This window comes from Pseudomonas sp. URIL14HWK12:I12 (assembly GCF_003097135.1).
Classification (GTDB): Bacteria; Pseudomonadota; Gammaproteobacteria; order Pseudomonadales; family Pseudomonadaceae; genus Aquipseudomonas.
The window spans coordinates 1073067-1088266 of record NZ_QEQL01000001.1; the positions used below are offsets into that span (position 1 = coordinate 1073067).

Sequence of the window (15200 nt, forward strand, 5' to 3'; positions counted from 1 at the left end):
CCGCACAATAACCACAACATCAGCGGAACGTCGATGCTCGCACGGCTTTCAGGCAGCCCCACCTTGCAGTTGCTCTTGGCCACCCTGTGCGGGGCGCTGCTAGGCGTGCTCGATCCGGCGCTTGCGGTGAACATGAAGCCACTGTCGGATGCTTTCATCCGCCTGATCGGCTGGCTGATGCCGTTGATGATGTTCCTGCTGACCGCCGCTGGCATGGCCGGCTTGGCACTGCGCCAGCGCGGCCTGGCCGGCAAGGTGCTGGTGTGCTTTCAAGGCCTGGCGGTGCTCTCGCTGGGCCTGGGTTGCGTGGTCGCGGAGTTGGCTCAGCCCGGTGCAGGTACTGTGGCTTTGGCGCAGCCGAGCCTGGCACTGAAGCCGGCCGGTTTCACTTGGTCAGGCACCACCGTGCTGCTGAGCCAGGCACTGCTTCACAATCCCATCCTGCAGATCATGCTGGCAGGCTTGGCCACCGGTGCGCTGATCAACCTCACCTGTGCGCGGCGCCTGCACGCGCTGCTGGAGCGCGCCACAGCACTGACGTTTCGCGGTTTGCGCATGTTGTTGCGCCTGACGCCGCTAGCCGCCTTCGGTGCCATGGCGTACACCCTCGGCAAATTCGGCCCTACCTCGATGCTGCCGCTGCTCGAATTCCTTGGGGTGATGTATTTGGCCTGCGCCGCCTTCATCCTGCTGATCCTCGCTCCGGCCGCCCAGGCCTCAGGCACCTCTTTGTGGGCGCTGATCAGGCACGTGAAAGCGGAACTGGCGCTGGTGACCTTCACTGGCTCATCGGTCGCCGCACTTGCGGGCCTGGTCGAAAAGCTCCAGGCGCTGGGTTGCGACCGGGCGGTAGTCAGGCTGGTGCTGACCACCGGCTACAGCTTCAACCTCTGCGGCTCCAACCTTTACCTGATCATCGCCGTGCTGTTTCTGGCACAAATGGCAGGTATCGAGCTTACGGCCACCGACCTGCTCACGTTGCTGGTCGTGGCGTTGATGACTTCGCTGGGGTCTACCAGCATGGCGGGTTCGGCTTTCTTCACCCTGCTGGTCACGCTGAACCTGCTGCACATCGTTCCGGCAGACAACGCCGCCTTGCTGCTGGGCGTGGAACGCCTGATGAAGTGCCGGGTGCTCACCAACGTGCTGGGCAACTGCGTGGCCTGCCTGGCCATCGCGCGCTGGCAGCACGCCGCACAGCCGGCGACCCGCCGCGACGAATCAGTACCGTCGTGAACGCATCGCCCGTGGGCGATGCGCTCCTGCCCGCTAGCCCTTGGTCGGTAGCAGCTTACCGAACGCTTGGTCCAGCTTGCCTTCAGCCTGGGCCAGCTTCTGGCGGCGCTCGCGCAGCCAGCTCTGGTCGGCTTCAAGGTGCTGGTGTGCCTCGGCCAGCATGCGCTTGACCTCCTCAGGTTGTGGCCCACCCGTGCCTTTGCGGGTCTTGACCATGTTCTCCGGCGACAGCGAGGCGCGGAAAGCCGCTTCGTCCAACGGCAAGCTGTTGGGCTTCCACTGGTACTTGTCGGCCGCTTGGGTGTAGAGCTTCTGGGCATCGGCGTAGGGGAACGTCTTGGGTGTCAGGCCTTGGTCACGCGCCTGCTCGACGATCAACGAGGCGAAGCTGTGGCCAATGCGAAACGGCACTTTGTGTGTGCGCTCAAGCGTATCGGCCAGTTCCATGGAGGTGGTCCATTCGTTCTCCAGCTCTTCGCGGGCCCGTTGCGGGTTGATCTGGAGTGCATCGAATACCGCATCGGTCGCAGCGAACATGTCCTTGGCGGAATCGAACACCCCGAGCGAATCGAACGCGAACTTGTAGTCAGTCATGCCGGTGGTCACGTTGTGCGCACGCACGGTCACTGCCTGGGCCAACCCCACCACGTCGGACGCTTTTTCACGGGCCCGCATCAACAGGCCGGGGTTGCGCTTCTGGGGCATGGCGCTGCTTGTGTAGGTCTTTTCTTCGTCGAGCAGCAGCCAGGGGCGAATCTGGTGGTATTGCGTATGGATATCGCCGATCAGTGCGCCCACCCGGATGGCCGAAGACGACGCAATATCTGCGGCCTCGATGGGAATGTCGTAAGTCGATACCTGGCTTGAATCCAGGGAGTTCTCCCGCACGCCATCGAAACCCAGCAACTCAGCCATACGCTCCCGGTTCAGCGGGTAGGCCGAGTTGGCCAGTACCGCGGTGCCCATCGGGCTCTGGTTAAGCCGCTGGTACAGCTCGCGAATGCGCTGCCCGTCACGGTCGAAAGAAGCCTCGAAGGCCAGCAGGTAGTGGGCGTAGGTGATCGGCATGGCCTGCACGCCGTTGGTGTAGGCCGGCACCAGGGTATCGATATTTTTGTCGGCCATTGCCAGCAAGCGTTCGCGGGTTGCATTCAGCGCCTGGGCATAGGCCAGTACATCGGAGCGCAACGTCGCCAGGCGGTAGGTGGCGAGCATGTCCTGGCGGCTGCGGCCAGAGTGAATAAGCGAAGCTTCGGGGCCGATCTTCTCGATCATGATTTCTTCGAGCTGCAACACGTCACTGGGCCGCTTGCCGTTGGGCTGGTCACCTTGTTCGATGGCATAACGCACCCCCGTGGCGATCTTCTGGCCCATCTCGGGTTTGACGATGCCCTCTTCAGTGAGCATGACGATCGAAGCCTTGTTGATTCGATTCAACCAGGCGAACTGGCTGTCGGCCGCGTTGCCCTTGGCCTTGGGCTTGTCGACGGTGGCACCGATCTTCGCCGCTTGGGCAGCGCACTGCTCGGTGGTCTTGCACGGCAGGTCTGCGGTATTGGCCGCCAGGGCAAGGTGGCTGTGGAACAGGGCGCACACCACGGCCAGGTGGATCAGGTTCTTTTTGACAGGCATTTCAGGCTCCGGGCGGCGCTTGCCGCAAGTTGAGCGGGTGGGAAGTTGCCGGCGCAGGTGCATCTCACAGCAACGGCAGCGTGTAGCTGACGATCACGCGGTTCTGGTCGATGTTGTTACCGCCGTTGCTGCGGTAGGTGCCGTTACGCCATTTGAGCTCGAGGTTCTTCAATGGGCCGCTTTGGAACACATAGGCAAGGTCTGTATTGCGCTCCCACTCCGTGCCCTCTTTGTTGCCCCGCGCAAAATGGTCGCCTTGCAGGTAGCGGGTCATGAAGCTGAGCCCAGGCACGCCCAGGGCGGCGAAGTCATAGTCGTAGCGGGCCTGCCAGGAGCGCTCCTGCGGGTTGGCGAAGTCCGGCGAAATCATCACGTAGTTGACGAGAAAGGAGTCGGTACCGGCCAAATGCGCAAAGCCTGTTACACCCTTCATTTTCTGATAGGCCACACCAAAGCTGTGGCTTTGGAGGGTGTAGGTGAAGCGCGCGCCGATCGCCGTGTTGTCGATATTGGTGTTGCCGTCCTTGAGCGAGCGGGCATAACGCAGGTCGCTCTTGAGCGACTGCCCTGGCGCCAGTGTGACGTTGTGCAGCAGCGTGACGATATGCTGCTGGTAATTGTTCTCCAGGGCACCGTAGTGGTAGGCGGTGGTAAGCCCTTTGGTCCAGTTGTAGCTGGCGCTGGCAAAATCGAAGCGGTCGCTGGCCTGGCCGCCACGGATGCCCTTGCCCTCCACCTCGATGAGCTCGTGGCCGCTGTCGTTGCGCTCGGTATTACGGGTCAGCCGCCCCAGATTGAGCGTCAGGTCGGTGATGTCTTTGGAGGTAAGCTGCGCCCCACGGAAGGTCTGCGGCAGCAACCGGCCGTCATTGGGCAGCACGGTCGGCAGCTTGGGCATCAAGGTGCCGGCCCGCAGCACGCTCTTGGCCACGCGCGCCTTGGCAGCCACCCCGGCACGGCCGTAATTGCCAGGCGCCTTTTCATCGCCCACCGGCAGCAGCCCGGAGTTGCGCCGCTCAGGGCCCGAATCCAGCTTCAAGCCGAACAGCCCGATGGCATCGACACCAAAACCCACCGGGCCGTCGGTGAAACCGGACTCGTAGGTGAGCAGCAAGCCTTGGGCCCATTCGTCACGCTTGGACTGGGCGGCGCCTGCCTGGCGATAGTCGCTGTTGAAGTAGAAATTGCGAAATTCGAGTTCGGCCTTGCTGTCTTCGAGCAGGTCCGCTTCGGCAAAGCCTGGAAAGGCAAGGCTCAGGCCGAGCGCGGCCGCCGACGTGAAGCCGAGAGAGGCGGGGCTTTTGTACATTGTTTTATCCCGTGGCATCGCTTGTTGTTATTGGAGGCGTGCAGGTGCGGCTCGTATGGCCACGGGAGGAAGCGTACCGAGCAAAGCTCGACATTAAAAATATATAAAAAATAGTACCTAGATACTTTGTGCGTATGAGTTATCTAGCCGACAGCCATTGACGGCTTCCCGGTACCCGCTACCTTCATCGGCATTCAACCACCGGCAGCCAAAACGAAAACGCCCCGGTCATCGACCGGGGCGTTTCTTTGCATCAACCGTGTATCAATGCGGGAAGGCTGGCGGGTTGACCTTGGCCATGTCTTCGAGCACGCGGACTACCTGGCAGCTGTAGCCGAATTCGTTGTCATACCACACGTAGAGGTTGACGCGGTTGTCGTTGACGATGGTGGCCTGGGCATCGACCACACCCGCGTAACGCGAGCCGACAAAGTCGGTGGACACGACTTCGCTGGAGTCGACATAGTCGATCTGCTTGGACAGCTCCGAGTGCAGCGATACGTCGCGCAGGTACTCGTTGATCTCTTCACGAGTAGTGGCTTTCTCCAGGTTCAAACTGAGGATGGCCATCGACACGTTCGGCGTCGGTACACGAATGGCGTTGCCGGTCAGCTTGCCCGCCAGCTCTGGAAGCGCCTTGGCGGCCGCGGTGGCGGCGCCGGTTTCGGTGATCACCATGTTCAGCGCAGCGCTACGGCCACGGCGCGAACCTTTGTGGAAGTTGTCGATCAGGTTCTGGTCGTTGGTGTAGGAGTGAACGGTTTCGACGTGGCCGTTGACGATGCCGTACTGGTCATTCACGGCCTTGAGCACCGGTACGATGGCGTTGGTGGTGCACGAGGCGGCCGAGATGATCTGGTCGCTGTCTTCGATGATGCCGTGGTTGATGCCATGCACGATGTTCTTGAGCTTGCCCTTGCCCGGTGCGGTCAGCACCACGCGCGCGGCACCCGGGCAGGCCAGGTGCTGGGCCAGGCCGTCGGCATCACGCCATACGCCGGTGTTGTCGACGATCAGCGCGTTCTCGATACCGTACTGGGTGTAGTCGACCTCGGCCGGGCTCTTGGCGTAGATCACCTGAATCAGGTTGCCGTTGACGTTGAGCGTGTTGTGCTCTTCGTCTACCTGTATGGTGCCTTCGAAGGTGCCGTGGACCGAATCGCGGCGCAGCAGGCTGGCACGCTTGGCCAGGTCGTCTTTAGAACCCTGGCGGACCACGATGGCGCGAACGCGCAGGCCATCGCCACCACCGGTTTTTTCGATCAGGATGCGCGCCAGCAGGCGGCCGATGCGGCCAAAACCGTAGAGCACGACGTCCTGGCCCTTGCGCACGCCCAGGGTGGTGGTCTGCTTGCCAACCACCTCGGCCAGCTCTTCACGCACGAACTGGTCGGCGCTGCGGCCGTTGCCTTCGGCCTTGAACTTCTCGGCCAGCTTGCCCAGGTCGACCGAGGCCGCACCCAGCTTCAGCTCGCTCATGGCCTTGAGCAGCGGGAAGGTTTCGTGCACCGACAGCTCGTGCTCATCGGCCTGGCGGTGACGAGCGAAGCGGTGGGCCTTGAGGATCTGGATCACGGAGCGGTTGATCAGGCTGCGGCCGAAGATCGAACTCACCACGTTGTTGTTGCGGTAGAGCTGGCCGATCAGAGGGATCATCGCCTCCGCCAGCGCTTCACGATCGATCCATTCACCAAGGCACTGGTCGGGCTTCTGAGTCACGGGGAACCTTCCACATGTAGGGGATGAAAAACGGGGCTACATTATGAACGCGCCCCTTCTCGAATAGCAACGTACCGCTTTACGACGGCTGCATAGACCGCGCCAGGGCCCTGGAAGTTCGCAGGCACCGTGCAGGCCTGACAGCTGGCACTCCTGGCCGGTATAGTGGTCGATCTTTGTTTGAAGCCCGTTCGTTCGCCAGGAGTGCACCCCGACCGTGCCTGTATTGCGCCTTCCGCCACTGCCCACCGCGGCCGCCGCCGCGTCCACCGGCAAACAGACCTGGAGCGGCCTGCACGGCGCCGCCCTGCCCCTGGCCATTGCCGAAGCGGCCAGCGGTGCGCAGCGTTTCACCCTGCTGCTGACCACCGACAGCCAGAGCGCCGACCGCCTGGAACAGGAGTTGCGCTTCTTCGCTCCGCACCTGCCGGTGCTGCATTTCCCCGACTGGGAAACCCTGCCTTACGACCTGTTCTCACCGCACCAGGACATCGTTTCGCAGCGCATCGCCAGCCTTTACCGGCTGCCGGAGCTGGCCCATGGGGTGCTTGTAGTGCCGATCACCACCGCACTCCACCGCCTGGCCCCCACGCAGTTCCTGCTGGGCAGCAGCCTGGTGCTGGACGTGGGCCAGAAACTCGATGTCGAGCAGACCCGCGCACGCCTGGAAGCGGCCGGTTATCGGTACGTCGACACGGTCTACGAGCACGGCGAATTCACCGTGCGCGGCGCGCTGATCGACCTGTTCCCGATGGGCAGCCGCCTGCCCTACCGCATCGACCTGTTCGACGACGAGATAGAAACCCTGCGCACCTTCGACCCCGAGACCCAGCGCTCGGTCGACAAAGTCGAGTCGGTGCGGCTGCTGCCAGCCCGGGAATTCCCGCTGCAAAAAGACGCCGTAACCCGTTTCAAGGCGCGGTTTCGCGAGCGCTTCGACGTCGACTTCCGTAAAAGCCCCATCTTCCAGGACCTCAACAGCGGCATCACGCCGGCCGGCATCGAGTATTACCTGCCACTGTTCTTCGAAAACACCGCCACCCTGTTCGACTATCTGCCCGAAGGCACCCAGGTCATCTCCCTGCCGGGCATCGAGCAGGCAGCCGAGCAGTTCTGGAGCGATGTGCGCGGCCGCTTCGAGGAGCGCCGCATCGACCCTATGCGCCCTTTATTGCCGCCGGCTGAATTGTTTCTGCCGGTCGAAGACTGCTTCGCTCGCCTGAAAGCCTGGCCACGCGTGGTCGCCGGGCGCGAAGTCGAAGGCGCCAAGGCCTGCGTGCCCTGCGAGCCGCTGCCAGACCTCGCCATCGAGGCCAAGGCCAGCCAGCCGATGAGTGCCTTGGCAAATTTTCTCGACCAGTTCCCCGGCCGCGTGCTGTTTACCGCCGAGTCGGCGGGCCGGCGCGAAGTGTTGCTGGAGCTGCTCGAGCGGCTGAAGCTGCGCCCCAAGGGCGTAGACAGCTGGGCAGAGTTCGCAGGCGGCGAAGACCGCCTTGCCATTACCCTAGCCCCCCTGGAAGAAGGCCTGTGCCTGCGCGACCCGGCCCTTGCACTGGTGCCGGAAAGCCCTCTGTTCGGCCAGCGGGTGATGCAGCGCAGGCGCCGCGACAAGCGCAACGATGCCAGCAACGACGCGGTGATCAAGAACCTCACCGAACTGCGCGAAGGCGCCCCGGTGGTGCACATCGACCACGGTGTGGGCCGCTACCTGGGCCTGGCCACCCTCGAGATCGACAACCAGGCCGCCGAGTTCCTCACCCTGGCCTATGCCGACGACGCCAAGCTCTACGTGCCCGTGGCCAATTTGCACCTGATCGCGCGCTACACCGGCAGCGACGATGCCCTGGCGCCGTTGCACAAGCTGGGCTCCGAAGCCTGGCAGAAGGCCAAGCGCAAAGCGGCCGAACAGGTACGCGACGTGGCCGCCGAGCTGCTGGATATCTACGCTCGCCGTGCCGCGCGCAAAGGCCATGCATTCGCCGACCCCGCGCTGGACTACCAGACCTTCAGCGCAGGCTTCGCCTTCGAGGAAACCCCTGACCAATACAGCGCCATCGAGGCAGTGCGCGCCGACATGCTCGCGCCCAAGCCCATGGATCGCCTGGTGTGCGGCGATGTGGGCTTCGGCAAGACCGAAGTGGCCATGCGCGCCGCCTTCATCGCCGTGCACAGCGGCCGCCAGGTAGCCGTGCTGGTGCCCACCACCCTGTTGGCCCAGCAACACTACAACAGCTTTCGCGACCGCTTCGCCGACTGGCCGGTGCGGGTAGAGGTGATGAGCCGCTTCAAGTCGGCCAAGGAAGTCGACGCGGCGGTGGCAGAGCTGGCCGAAGGCAAGATCGACATCGTCATCGGCACCCACAAGCTGCTGTCCGAAGATGTGAAGTTCAAGCAACTGGGCCTGGCCATCATCGACGAGGAGCACCGTTTCGGCGTGCGCCAGAAGGAGCAGCTCAAGGCGCTGCGCAGCGAGGTGGACATCCTTACCCTGACCGCCACGCCAATCCCGCGCACCCTGAACATGGCGATGTCGGGCATGCGCGATCTCTCGATCATCGCAACGCCGCCGGCGCGGCGGCTGTCGGTACGCACCTTCGTGATGGAGCAGAACAAGAGCACCATCAAGGAGGCGCTGCTGCGTGAGCTGCTACGCGGCGGCCAGGTGTACTTCCTGCACAACGATGTGAAGACCATCGAAAAATGCGCGGCAGACCTCGCCGAACTGGTCCCTGAAGCACGCATCGGCATCGGCCACGGGCAGATGCGCGAGCGTGAACTCGAACAGGTGATGAGCGATTTCTACCACAAGCGCTTCAATGTGCTGGTGGCCTCCACCATCATCGAAACCGGCATCGACGTGCCCAGCGCCAACACCATCATCATCGAACGCGCCGACAAGTTCGGCCTGGCCCAGCTGCACCAACTGCGCGGGCGCGTGGGCCGCAGCCACCACCAGGCTTACGCCTACCTGCTGACCCCGCCGCGCCAGGCCATCACCCCGGACGCCGAAAAACGCCTGGAAGCGATCGCCAACACCCAGGACCTTGGCGCAGGCTTCGTGCTGGCCACCAATGACCTGGAAATCCGCGGCGCCGGCGAGCTGCTCGGCGATGGCCAGAGCGGCCAGATCCAGGCGGTGGGCTTTACGCTCTACATGGAAATGCTCGAGCGCGCGGTCAAGGCCATCCAGAAGGGCGAGCAGCCCAACCTGGAGCAACCGCTGGGCGGCGGGCCGGACATCAACCTGCGCCTGCCGGCGCTGATCCCCGACGATTACCTGCCCGATGTGCATGCACGGCTGATCCTTTACAAGCGCATCGCCTCGGCCGCCGACGAAGAGGGCCTGAAAGACCTGCAGGTGGAGATGATCGACCGCTTCGGCCTGCTGCCCGACCCGACCAAGAACCTGATGCGCCTGACGTTACTCAAGCTCAGGGCCGAGCAGTTGGGCATCGTGAAGATCGACGCAGGCCCTCAAGGCGGGCGCATCGAGTTCGGCGCCCAGACACCTGTCGACCCCTTGGTGCTGATCAAGCTGATCCAGGGCCAGCCGAACCGCTACAAGTTCGAAGGTGCAACGTTGTTCCGTTTCAGCGTGCCGATGGAGCGCGCAGACGAACGCTTCAACACCCTCGAGGCGCTGCTAGAGCGCCTGGCCCCCAAGGCCGGCTAAGCGCCCATGGACGAGCCTCTCAACGCGGCCCGCCCTGCCCCCCAGCCACGACTGTGGTTGGGCAGCGTCGAGTTCAGCGCCTTCGAGCCGCGTAACGGCCGCATGCAGCGCCAGGTGCAGCACCGCGCAGCGTTGGCGTTCGGCTATGAGGGCCAGTACGTCAGCGGCAGTATCACCCCGCGTGGTTCACAGGTTTACAGGCAACCAGCACGTGAACGCCAGCTGCGTGAGGTGCTGCAGCACTGCGGTTTCAAGTTGGCCACCCGGCAAAGCAAGGCACTGCCCGAAAGTGCCGGCGAGCTCTACGAGCTGGCCGGAGACGCGGCTTGGCTGCGCTTCATGCAGAGCGAGCTGCCACGCCTGCGCGCACAGGGTTGGCAGATCGAATACGCAGAGAACTTCGCGTTCGACCTGTTGCCGGTGCAGCACTGGTACGCCACGGTGGAGAACGCCCCTGAACGCGACTGGTTCGAGCTGGAACTGGGCATTGAAGTCGATGGCCAGCGCCTGAGCCTGCTGCCGATCCTGCTCAACCTGTTGCGGCTGAACCCTGAGCTGCTGCGCCCGGCTAGCCTGGCGCGGCGGCGAGAAGACGAACAGTTGCTCGTTCCATTGCCCGGTAATAGCGCAGCGGGGGGCCGGGTACGCCAGGTCGCCCTGCCCTGGGGCCGGCTCAAGCCAGTGGTGGCGGCCTTGGGCGACCTCTACCGGCTTGAAGGCCATGAACAGAAGCTGCGCCTGGCCACCCCCGATGCAGCTCAACTGAGCGCTTTGGAGGGGGTGCCGCTGCAATGGCAAGGCGGCGAACAGCTGCGCGACCTCGCCGAGCGCCTGCGCACCCCGCCGTGCGACATCCAGGCGCCCCCCGAGGGCTTGCAAGCGACCCTGCGGCCCTACCAGCTTCAAGGCCTGGCCTGGATGCAGAACCTGCGGGCACTGGGTGTGGGTGGCGTGCTGGCCGACGACATGGGCCTGGGGAAAACGCTGCAAACGCTGGCCCACCTGCTGTGCGAGAAGCAAGCCGGCCGCCTCGACCGCCCCGCCATGGTGGTGATGCCCACCAGCCTGGTGCCTAACTGGCTCGATGAAGCCGCCCGCTTCGCGCCCTCGCTTAAGGTGCTGGCGCTGCAAGGCGTAGGCCGCAAGCAGCATTTCGCCGACCTGCACCGCTATGACCTTCTGCTGACAACCTATGCCCTGCTGCCCAAGGACATCGAGCAGATCGCCGGTTTGCAACTGCACCTGCTGGTCCTCGACGAAGCGCAGTACATCAAAACGGCCAATACCAAGGCGGCCCAGGCCGCGCGGCGCTTTCAGGCACGCCAGCGGCTATGCCTGAGCGGCACGCCGCTGGAAAACCACCTGGGCGAGCTGTGGTCGCTGTTCCACTTTCTCATGCCCGGCTGGCTGGGCGATGCCAAGGCGTTCACCGCCACCTACCGGGTACCTATCGAACGCCACGGCGACGATCAGCGCCTGGCCGACCTTAACCGCCGCATCGGCCCCTTCCTGCTGCGCCGCACCAAAGACCAGGTGGCCACCGAGTTGCCGCCTAAAACCGAAATCGTGCACTGGGTCGAGCTCAACGACGCCCAGCGCGATGTTTACGAAACCGTGCGCCTGGCACTGGATCACAAGGTCCGCGAGGAAATTCGCAGCAAGGGCATGGCGCGCAGCCAGATCGTCATTCTCGAAGCGCTGCTCAAGCTGCGCCAGGTGTGCTGCGACCTGCGCCTGGCGGGCCAGGCTCCGGCAGAGGGCAGCCCCTCCGGCAAGCTCGACAGCCTCATGGAAATGCTGGAGCGCCTGCTCGGCGAAGGCCGGCGCGCTCTGCTGTTCTCCCAGTTCACTTCGATGCTGGAGTTGATCGAGCGCGAGCTGCAGGCGCGCCAGGTTCGCTACGCCCTGCTGACCGGCGCCACTCGCGACCGCAGCGCCCCCGTCAAAGCCTTCCAGAAGGGCGAGCTGCCGGTGTTTCTCATCAGCCTCAAGGCCGGCGGGGTCGGCCTGAACCTCACAGCGGCCGATACGGTGATCCACTACGACCCGTGGTGGAACCCGGCGGCCGAGCAACAGGCCACCGACCGCGCCTACCGCATCGGCCAGAACAAGCCCGTCTTCGTCTACAAGCTCATCACCCGTGGCACGGTGGAAGAGAAGATCGCCCAACTGCAACGGGAAAAAGCGGCCTTGGCCGCCGGCGTGCTCGAAGGTGGCCAGGCAGGCGAATGGCGCTGGCAGGCCGAAGACATCGAGGCGTTGTTCGGGGTGTAAGCCGCTCAGCGGCACGCTATGCTCCAGCGCATTCAGCCCATACTCTGGGCGCATGCCCACAGCGACCGCTCTGGATGAACGACGACCATGGCCAGCCCCTCTGCCCCCACCCCTCTGATCATTCTTGACGTTCAGCAAGCCATCGACCAGCCGCAGTGGAGCGGTAAAAGCCACCCAGGCTACCTGTCGGCGATTGTGCGCCTGCTTGCCCACTGGCGAGCCAATGGGTGGCCGGTTATCCATGTCAAGCACGACGAGCCGAACCCCGCATCCACCTACCACACCCATGGCCCGTGGAACGGCATCAAGAAGGAAGTGGCACCCGTGGCCGGTGAAATCGTCGTCACCAAGCACGAAAACTGTGCGTTCGTCGCGACGCGGCTGGATGAGGTCTTGAAGCAGCTGCAAGCCGTGCAATTGGTGCTGACCGGCGTGGTGATTCACAACAGCATGGACGCGACCGTCCGTGCCGGCAAAGCCCTGGGTTACAGCATCATCCTGCCCGCCGATGCCACCACTGCAGTGCCGGTGAAGGGGCCTGACGGCAAGCAGTGGGATGCCCAAACGGTCTACGAACTCACGTTGGCCATACTCGGCGGCGAATATGCTCGCATCGTCGATTCGGGCGCATTGATCGCCCAAGGTTGTGCGGCGCCTGCCCCTTCAGAAATTTCCTAGCAGGCCGATACTCACTGTGCCGCCATCTGGCGCCGACCACCGGGACCTCAGCCATGCTAAAAACAATACAGGCCCGCTACACCGCCACGTTCGTGGGCGCTGTAGCACTCATTGCGATTTTGACCGCCGCCGGCATCGAGCTATGGGTAACGCCCAGCCTCACCGCTACCGATGAACGCTCCCTCACAGGAGCCGCTGCGCGGATTGGCGATGTCATCAAGACCGAGCTTGCCCGTGTACAGGCGCAGCAGAGGGTCATCACCGAAACCGTGCCGCAGCTGGAGAGCGCCGACATCGACCGCTTGCTGCCTTCGATGGTGAACCAGTACGGCGAGTTGAAAGTCTTCGGCGGAGGCATCTGGCCCCTGCCCAACAAACGCGAACCCGGTCGCGCCAAATTCAGCACGTTCTATCACCGCGATGCCAGCGGCAAGCTCATCGTCAATACGCACTGGAACTCGCCAGAATCGAAAAACTACTTCGAGCAGTCCTGGTACCTCGGTGGCCTTAAGGCGCCGGCCGGGCAATGCAATTGGGCGAACGCCTACCAGGACGATGCCAGCCCCGAGCCGCGGACCAACTGCGCCATGGCCATCAGCAAGAACGGTGAGCCTTACGGGGTGGCTACCATCGACGTTACCCTGGGCTTCTTCAACGACCTGGTGGCCAAGAAAGAGGCCGAGCTGCACGCGCGGCTACTGATCGTGGAAAGCGACGGTACGGTGCTGAGCAACGAGCCGGAAATGGCCGGCAACAACGTGCTGAAAAACCTGTCGAGCCTGGCCGGCCAGTATCCCTTCGCGGCGGCGGTGCAGAGCGCGCTCAAGGGGGGCCTGTCGCGCGACCACTTCACCGGTGTCGACGGCAGCGACTACACCCTCTTCATACAACCGATCGAAGGCACGCCCTGGCAATTGGTGGTGGCGCAGCAGACCCACTTGCTGACCCAGCAGAGCAGCAAGGTGCTGAGCACCCTGGCGGCGCTGCAACTGCCCCTGGTGTTGGTGCTGCTGGCACTGATGGTGCTGGCGCTGCGCTCGCTGATCAAACGCTTGCGGGTTCTCAAGCAAAACATCGATACGCTCTCGGCCGGCGATGCCGACCTGACCCGCCGCATCGCGATCCGCGCCGACGACGAGCTCGGTGCGGTGGGCGAGTCGGTCAACCGCTTCATCGGCTATCTGCAGAACATGATGAAAGAGGTGGCGCAAAGTTCGGTGTTGATTGGCCAGGGCATCGACCAATTGCGCCAGCAGGCCAAAGGCACCAACCAGATCCTGACCCGCCATGCCAACGAAACCGACCAGGCGGTGACCGCTATCACCGAAATGACGTCCACCGCCGAGGACGTGGCACGCAACGCCGCTCAAACCGCCACCATGACCCGGACTGCCGATGAAAATGCGCGGCAGTCCAAACGGGTAGTGGACGACGCCTCATCCAGCGTGCAGGCCTTGATCGGCGAAGTGGACGCCGCCACGGCCAAGGTACGCTCGATGGAAGAAGACGCCCAGCGCATCAACGCTGTGCTGGGCGTGATCGGCGAAATCGCTGGGCAGACCAACCTGCTGGCGCTCAACGCCGCCATTGAAGCGGCGCGAGCCGGTGAGCAGGGCCGGGGCTTCGCCGTGGTGGCAGACGAGGTGCGGGCACTGGCCGGGCGCACACAAACCAGCACGTCGGAAATCAACGACATGCTCAGCCGCCTGCAACAGGGCGTGGAGGCGGCAGTGGTGGCGATGGAGAGCACCAAGCAAAGCTGCCAGGCCACTGTAGACAAGACAGCCCGTGTCAATCAGGGCCTCGATGGCATGGCCGAGTCGGTGGTGCAGATCAACGACCTGAGCTCGCAGATCGCTACCGCCGCCGAAGAGCAGAGCGCGGTAAGCGAAGAGATCAACCGCAACATGGTCGCAGTGCGGCATATGGTGGAAGAGCTGGTCGCCGGCGGCGCCCAGGGCGAGCAAAGCACCGCTGCACTGGCCGCTTCCAATGAGCGCCTGATCGCAGTGGTCCAGCGGTTCAAGCTGGGCTGAACTGCCCGCTCTGCGTTCGGGGCGGCCGGCCTCGAACGCAGGCTCCTTTACCAGCCAGGGCCTTGCGCCTGGCCAAAAGCGGCCTCAGGCGCGGGCCCCGGGCTATTCGGCCAACGCGAGCAGTGCGTCCCCCGCCAACCGATACTTGACCCACTCATCCTGAGCCCGAGCGCCGATGCTTTCGTAAAACTTGATCGCCGGCTCGTTCCAGTCCAGCACGCTCCACTCCAACCGCCCGCAGCCCCGCTCGACCGCGATGCGCGCCAGGTGCCGCAGCAGCGCCTTGCCGGCGCCAACACCCCGCTGCTCGGTGGAGACGTAAAGGTCCTCCAGGTACATGCACTGATGGCCGAGCCAGGTGGAGTAGCTGAAGAAATACAGCGCATAGCCGATCGGCTCGCCATCAAGGGTGCAGATCAAAGCGTTGGCTGCTGATTGGGGGTCGGCCAGATCACGCTCAATGTCCGCAACGGTGGCCTTGACCTCGTGCTCAGCTTTCTCGTAACGAGCAAGCTCAGTGATCAAATGCAGGATGGTGGTTGCGTCGGCGGGTGTGGCGGGGCGGATGTGAAGCGTCATGGTGCAAGTCTCGTTTGTGTAGGCGCTCGCCAGCGAAACACCCTGGCCGCGCAGCGTCAACCGC

The 15200-nt window shown here is 63.7% G+C and carries 9 protein-coding genes; 5 read left to right on the plus strand and 4 right to left on the minus strand.

Translation table 11 applies throughout. The annotated features are described in order from the left end of the window. Nucleotides 1–33 precede the first annotated feature (33 nt). Nucleotides 34–1236 carry a cation:dicarboxylate symporter family transporter gene (locus F474_RS05070; protein ID WP_097083632.1) on the plus strand — a complete coding sequence of 401 codons (1203 nt, stop codon included), beginning with the start codon at nucleotides 34–36 and terminating at the stop codon, nucleotides 1234–1236. A gap of 33 nt (nucleotides 1237–1269) precedes the next feature. On the opposite strand, the gene F474_RS05075 is transcribed toward F474_RS05070, so the two are convergent. From F474_RS05075 to F474_RS05085, 3 genes are all read right to left on the minus strand, one after another. Then, complete coding sequence (locus F474_RS05075; RefSeq protein WP_097083631.1) at nucleotides 1270–2868, minus strand: argininosuccinate lyase; 1599 nt, start codon at nucleotides 2866–2868, stop codon at nucleotides 1270–1272. Nucleotides 2869–2932: 64 nt separating this feature from the next. Further along, a complete protein-coding gene (locus F474_RS05080; protein WP_097083630.1) occupies nucleotides 2933–4177 on the minus strand; it encodes an OprD family porin in 1245 nt (414 codons plus the stop codon). A gap of 264 nt (nucleotides 4178–4441) precedes the next feature. Beyond that, complete coding sequence (locus tag F474_RS05085) at nucleotides 4442–5896, minus strand: glyceraldehyde-3-phosphate dehydrogenase (RefSeq protein WP_097083629.1); 1455 nt, start codon at nucleotides 5894–5896, stop codon at nucleotides 4442–4444. 217 nt (nucleotides 5897–6113) lie between these two features. Here F474_RS05085 and mfd point away from each other — a divergent pair, with 217 nt between their 5' ends. The 4 genes from mfd to F474_RS05105 all read left to right on the plus strand — a co-directional run bounded on the left by mfd (nucleotide 6114) and on the right by F474_RS05105 (nucleotide 14557). Then, nucleotides 6114–9569 (plus strand): transcription-repair coupling factor, encoded by a 3456-nt coding sequence (mfd, locus tag F474_RS05090; RefSeq protein ID WP_097083628.1) that lies wholly within the window; start codon nucleotides 6114–6116, stop codon nucleotides 9567–9569. Nucleotides 9570–9575: 6 nt separating this feature from the next. After that, complete coding sequence (locus F474_RS05095; protein WP_097083627.1) at nucleotides 9576–11843, plus strand: DEAD/DEAH box helicase; 2268 nt, start codon at nucleotides 9576–9578, stop codon at nucleotides 11841–11843. A gap of 87 nt (nucleotides 11844–11930) precedes the next feature. Further along, the gene (locus tag F474_RS05100; protein ID WP_097083626.1) at nucleotides 11931–12521 is read left to right on the plus strand and encodes an isochorismatase family protein; all 591 of its coding nucleotides are present in this window, start codon (nucleotides 11931–11933) and stop codon (nucleotides 12519–12521) included. A 53-nt stretch (nucleotides 12522–12574) separates the two neighbouring features. Further along, nucleotides 12575–14557: a methyl-accepting chemotaxis protein gene (locus tag F474_RS05105; protein WP_097083625.1), complete on the plus strand. Its 1983-nt coding sequence runs from the start codon at nucleotides 12575–12577 to the stop codon at nucleotides 14555–14557. Nucleotides 14558–14659: 102 nt separating this feature from the next. Here F474_RS05105 and F474_RS05110 read toward each other — a convergent pair whose 3' ends face one another. After that, nucleotides 14660–15136: a GNAT family N-acetyltransferase gene (locus F474_RS05110; protein ID WP_097083624.1), complete on the minus strand. Its 477-nt coding sequence runs from the start codon at nucleotides 15134–15136 to the stop codon at nucleotides 14660–14662. Nucleotides 15137–15200: the final 64 nt, after the last annotated feature.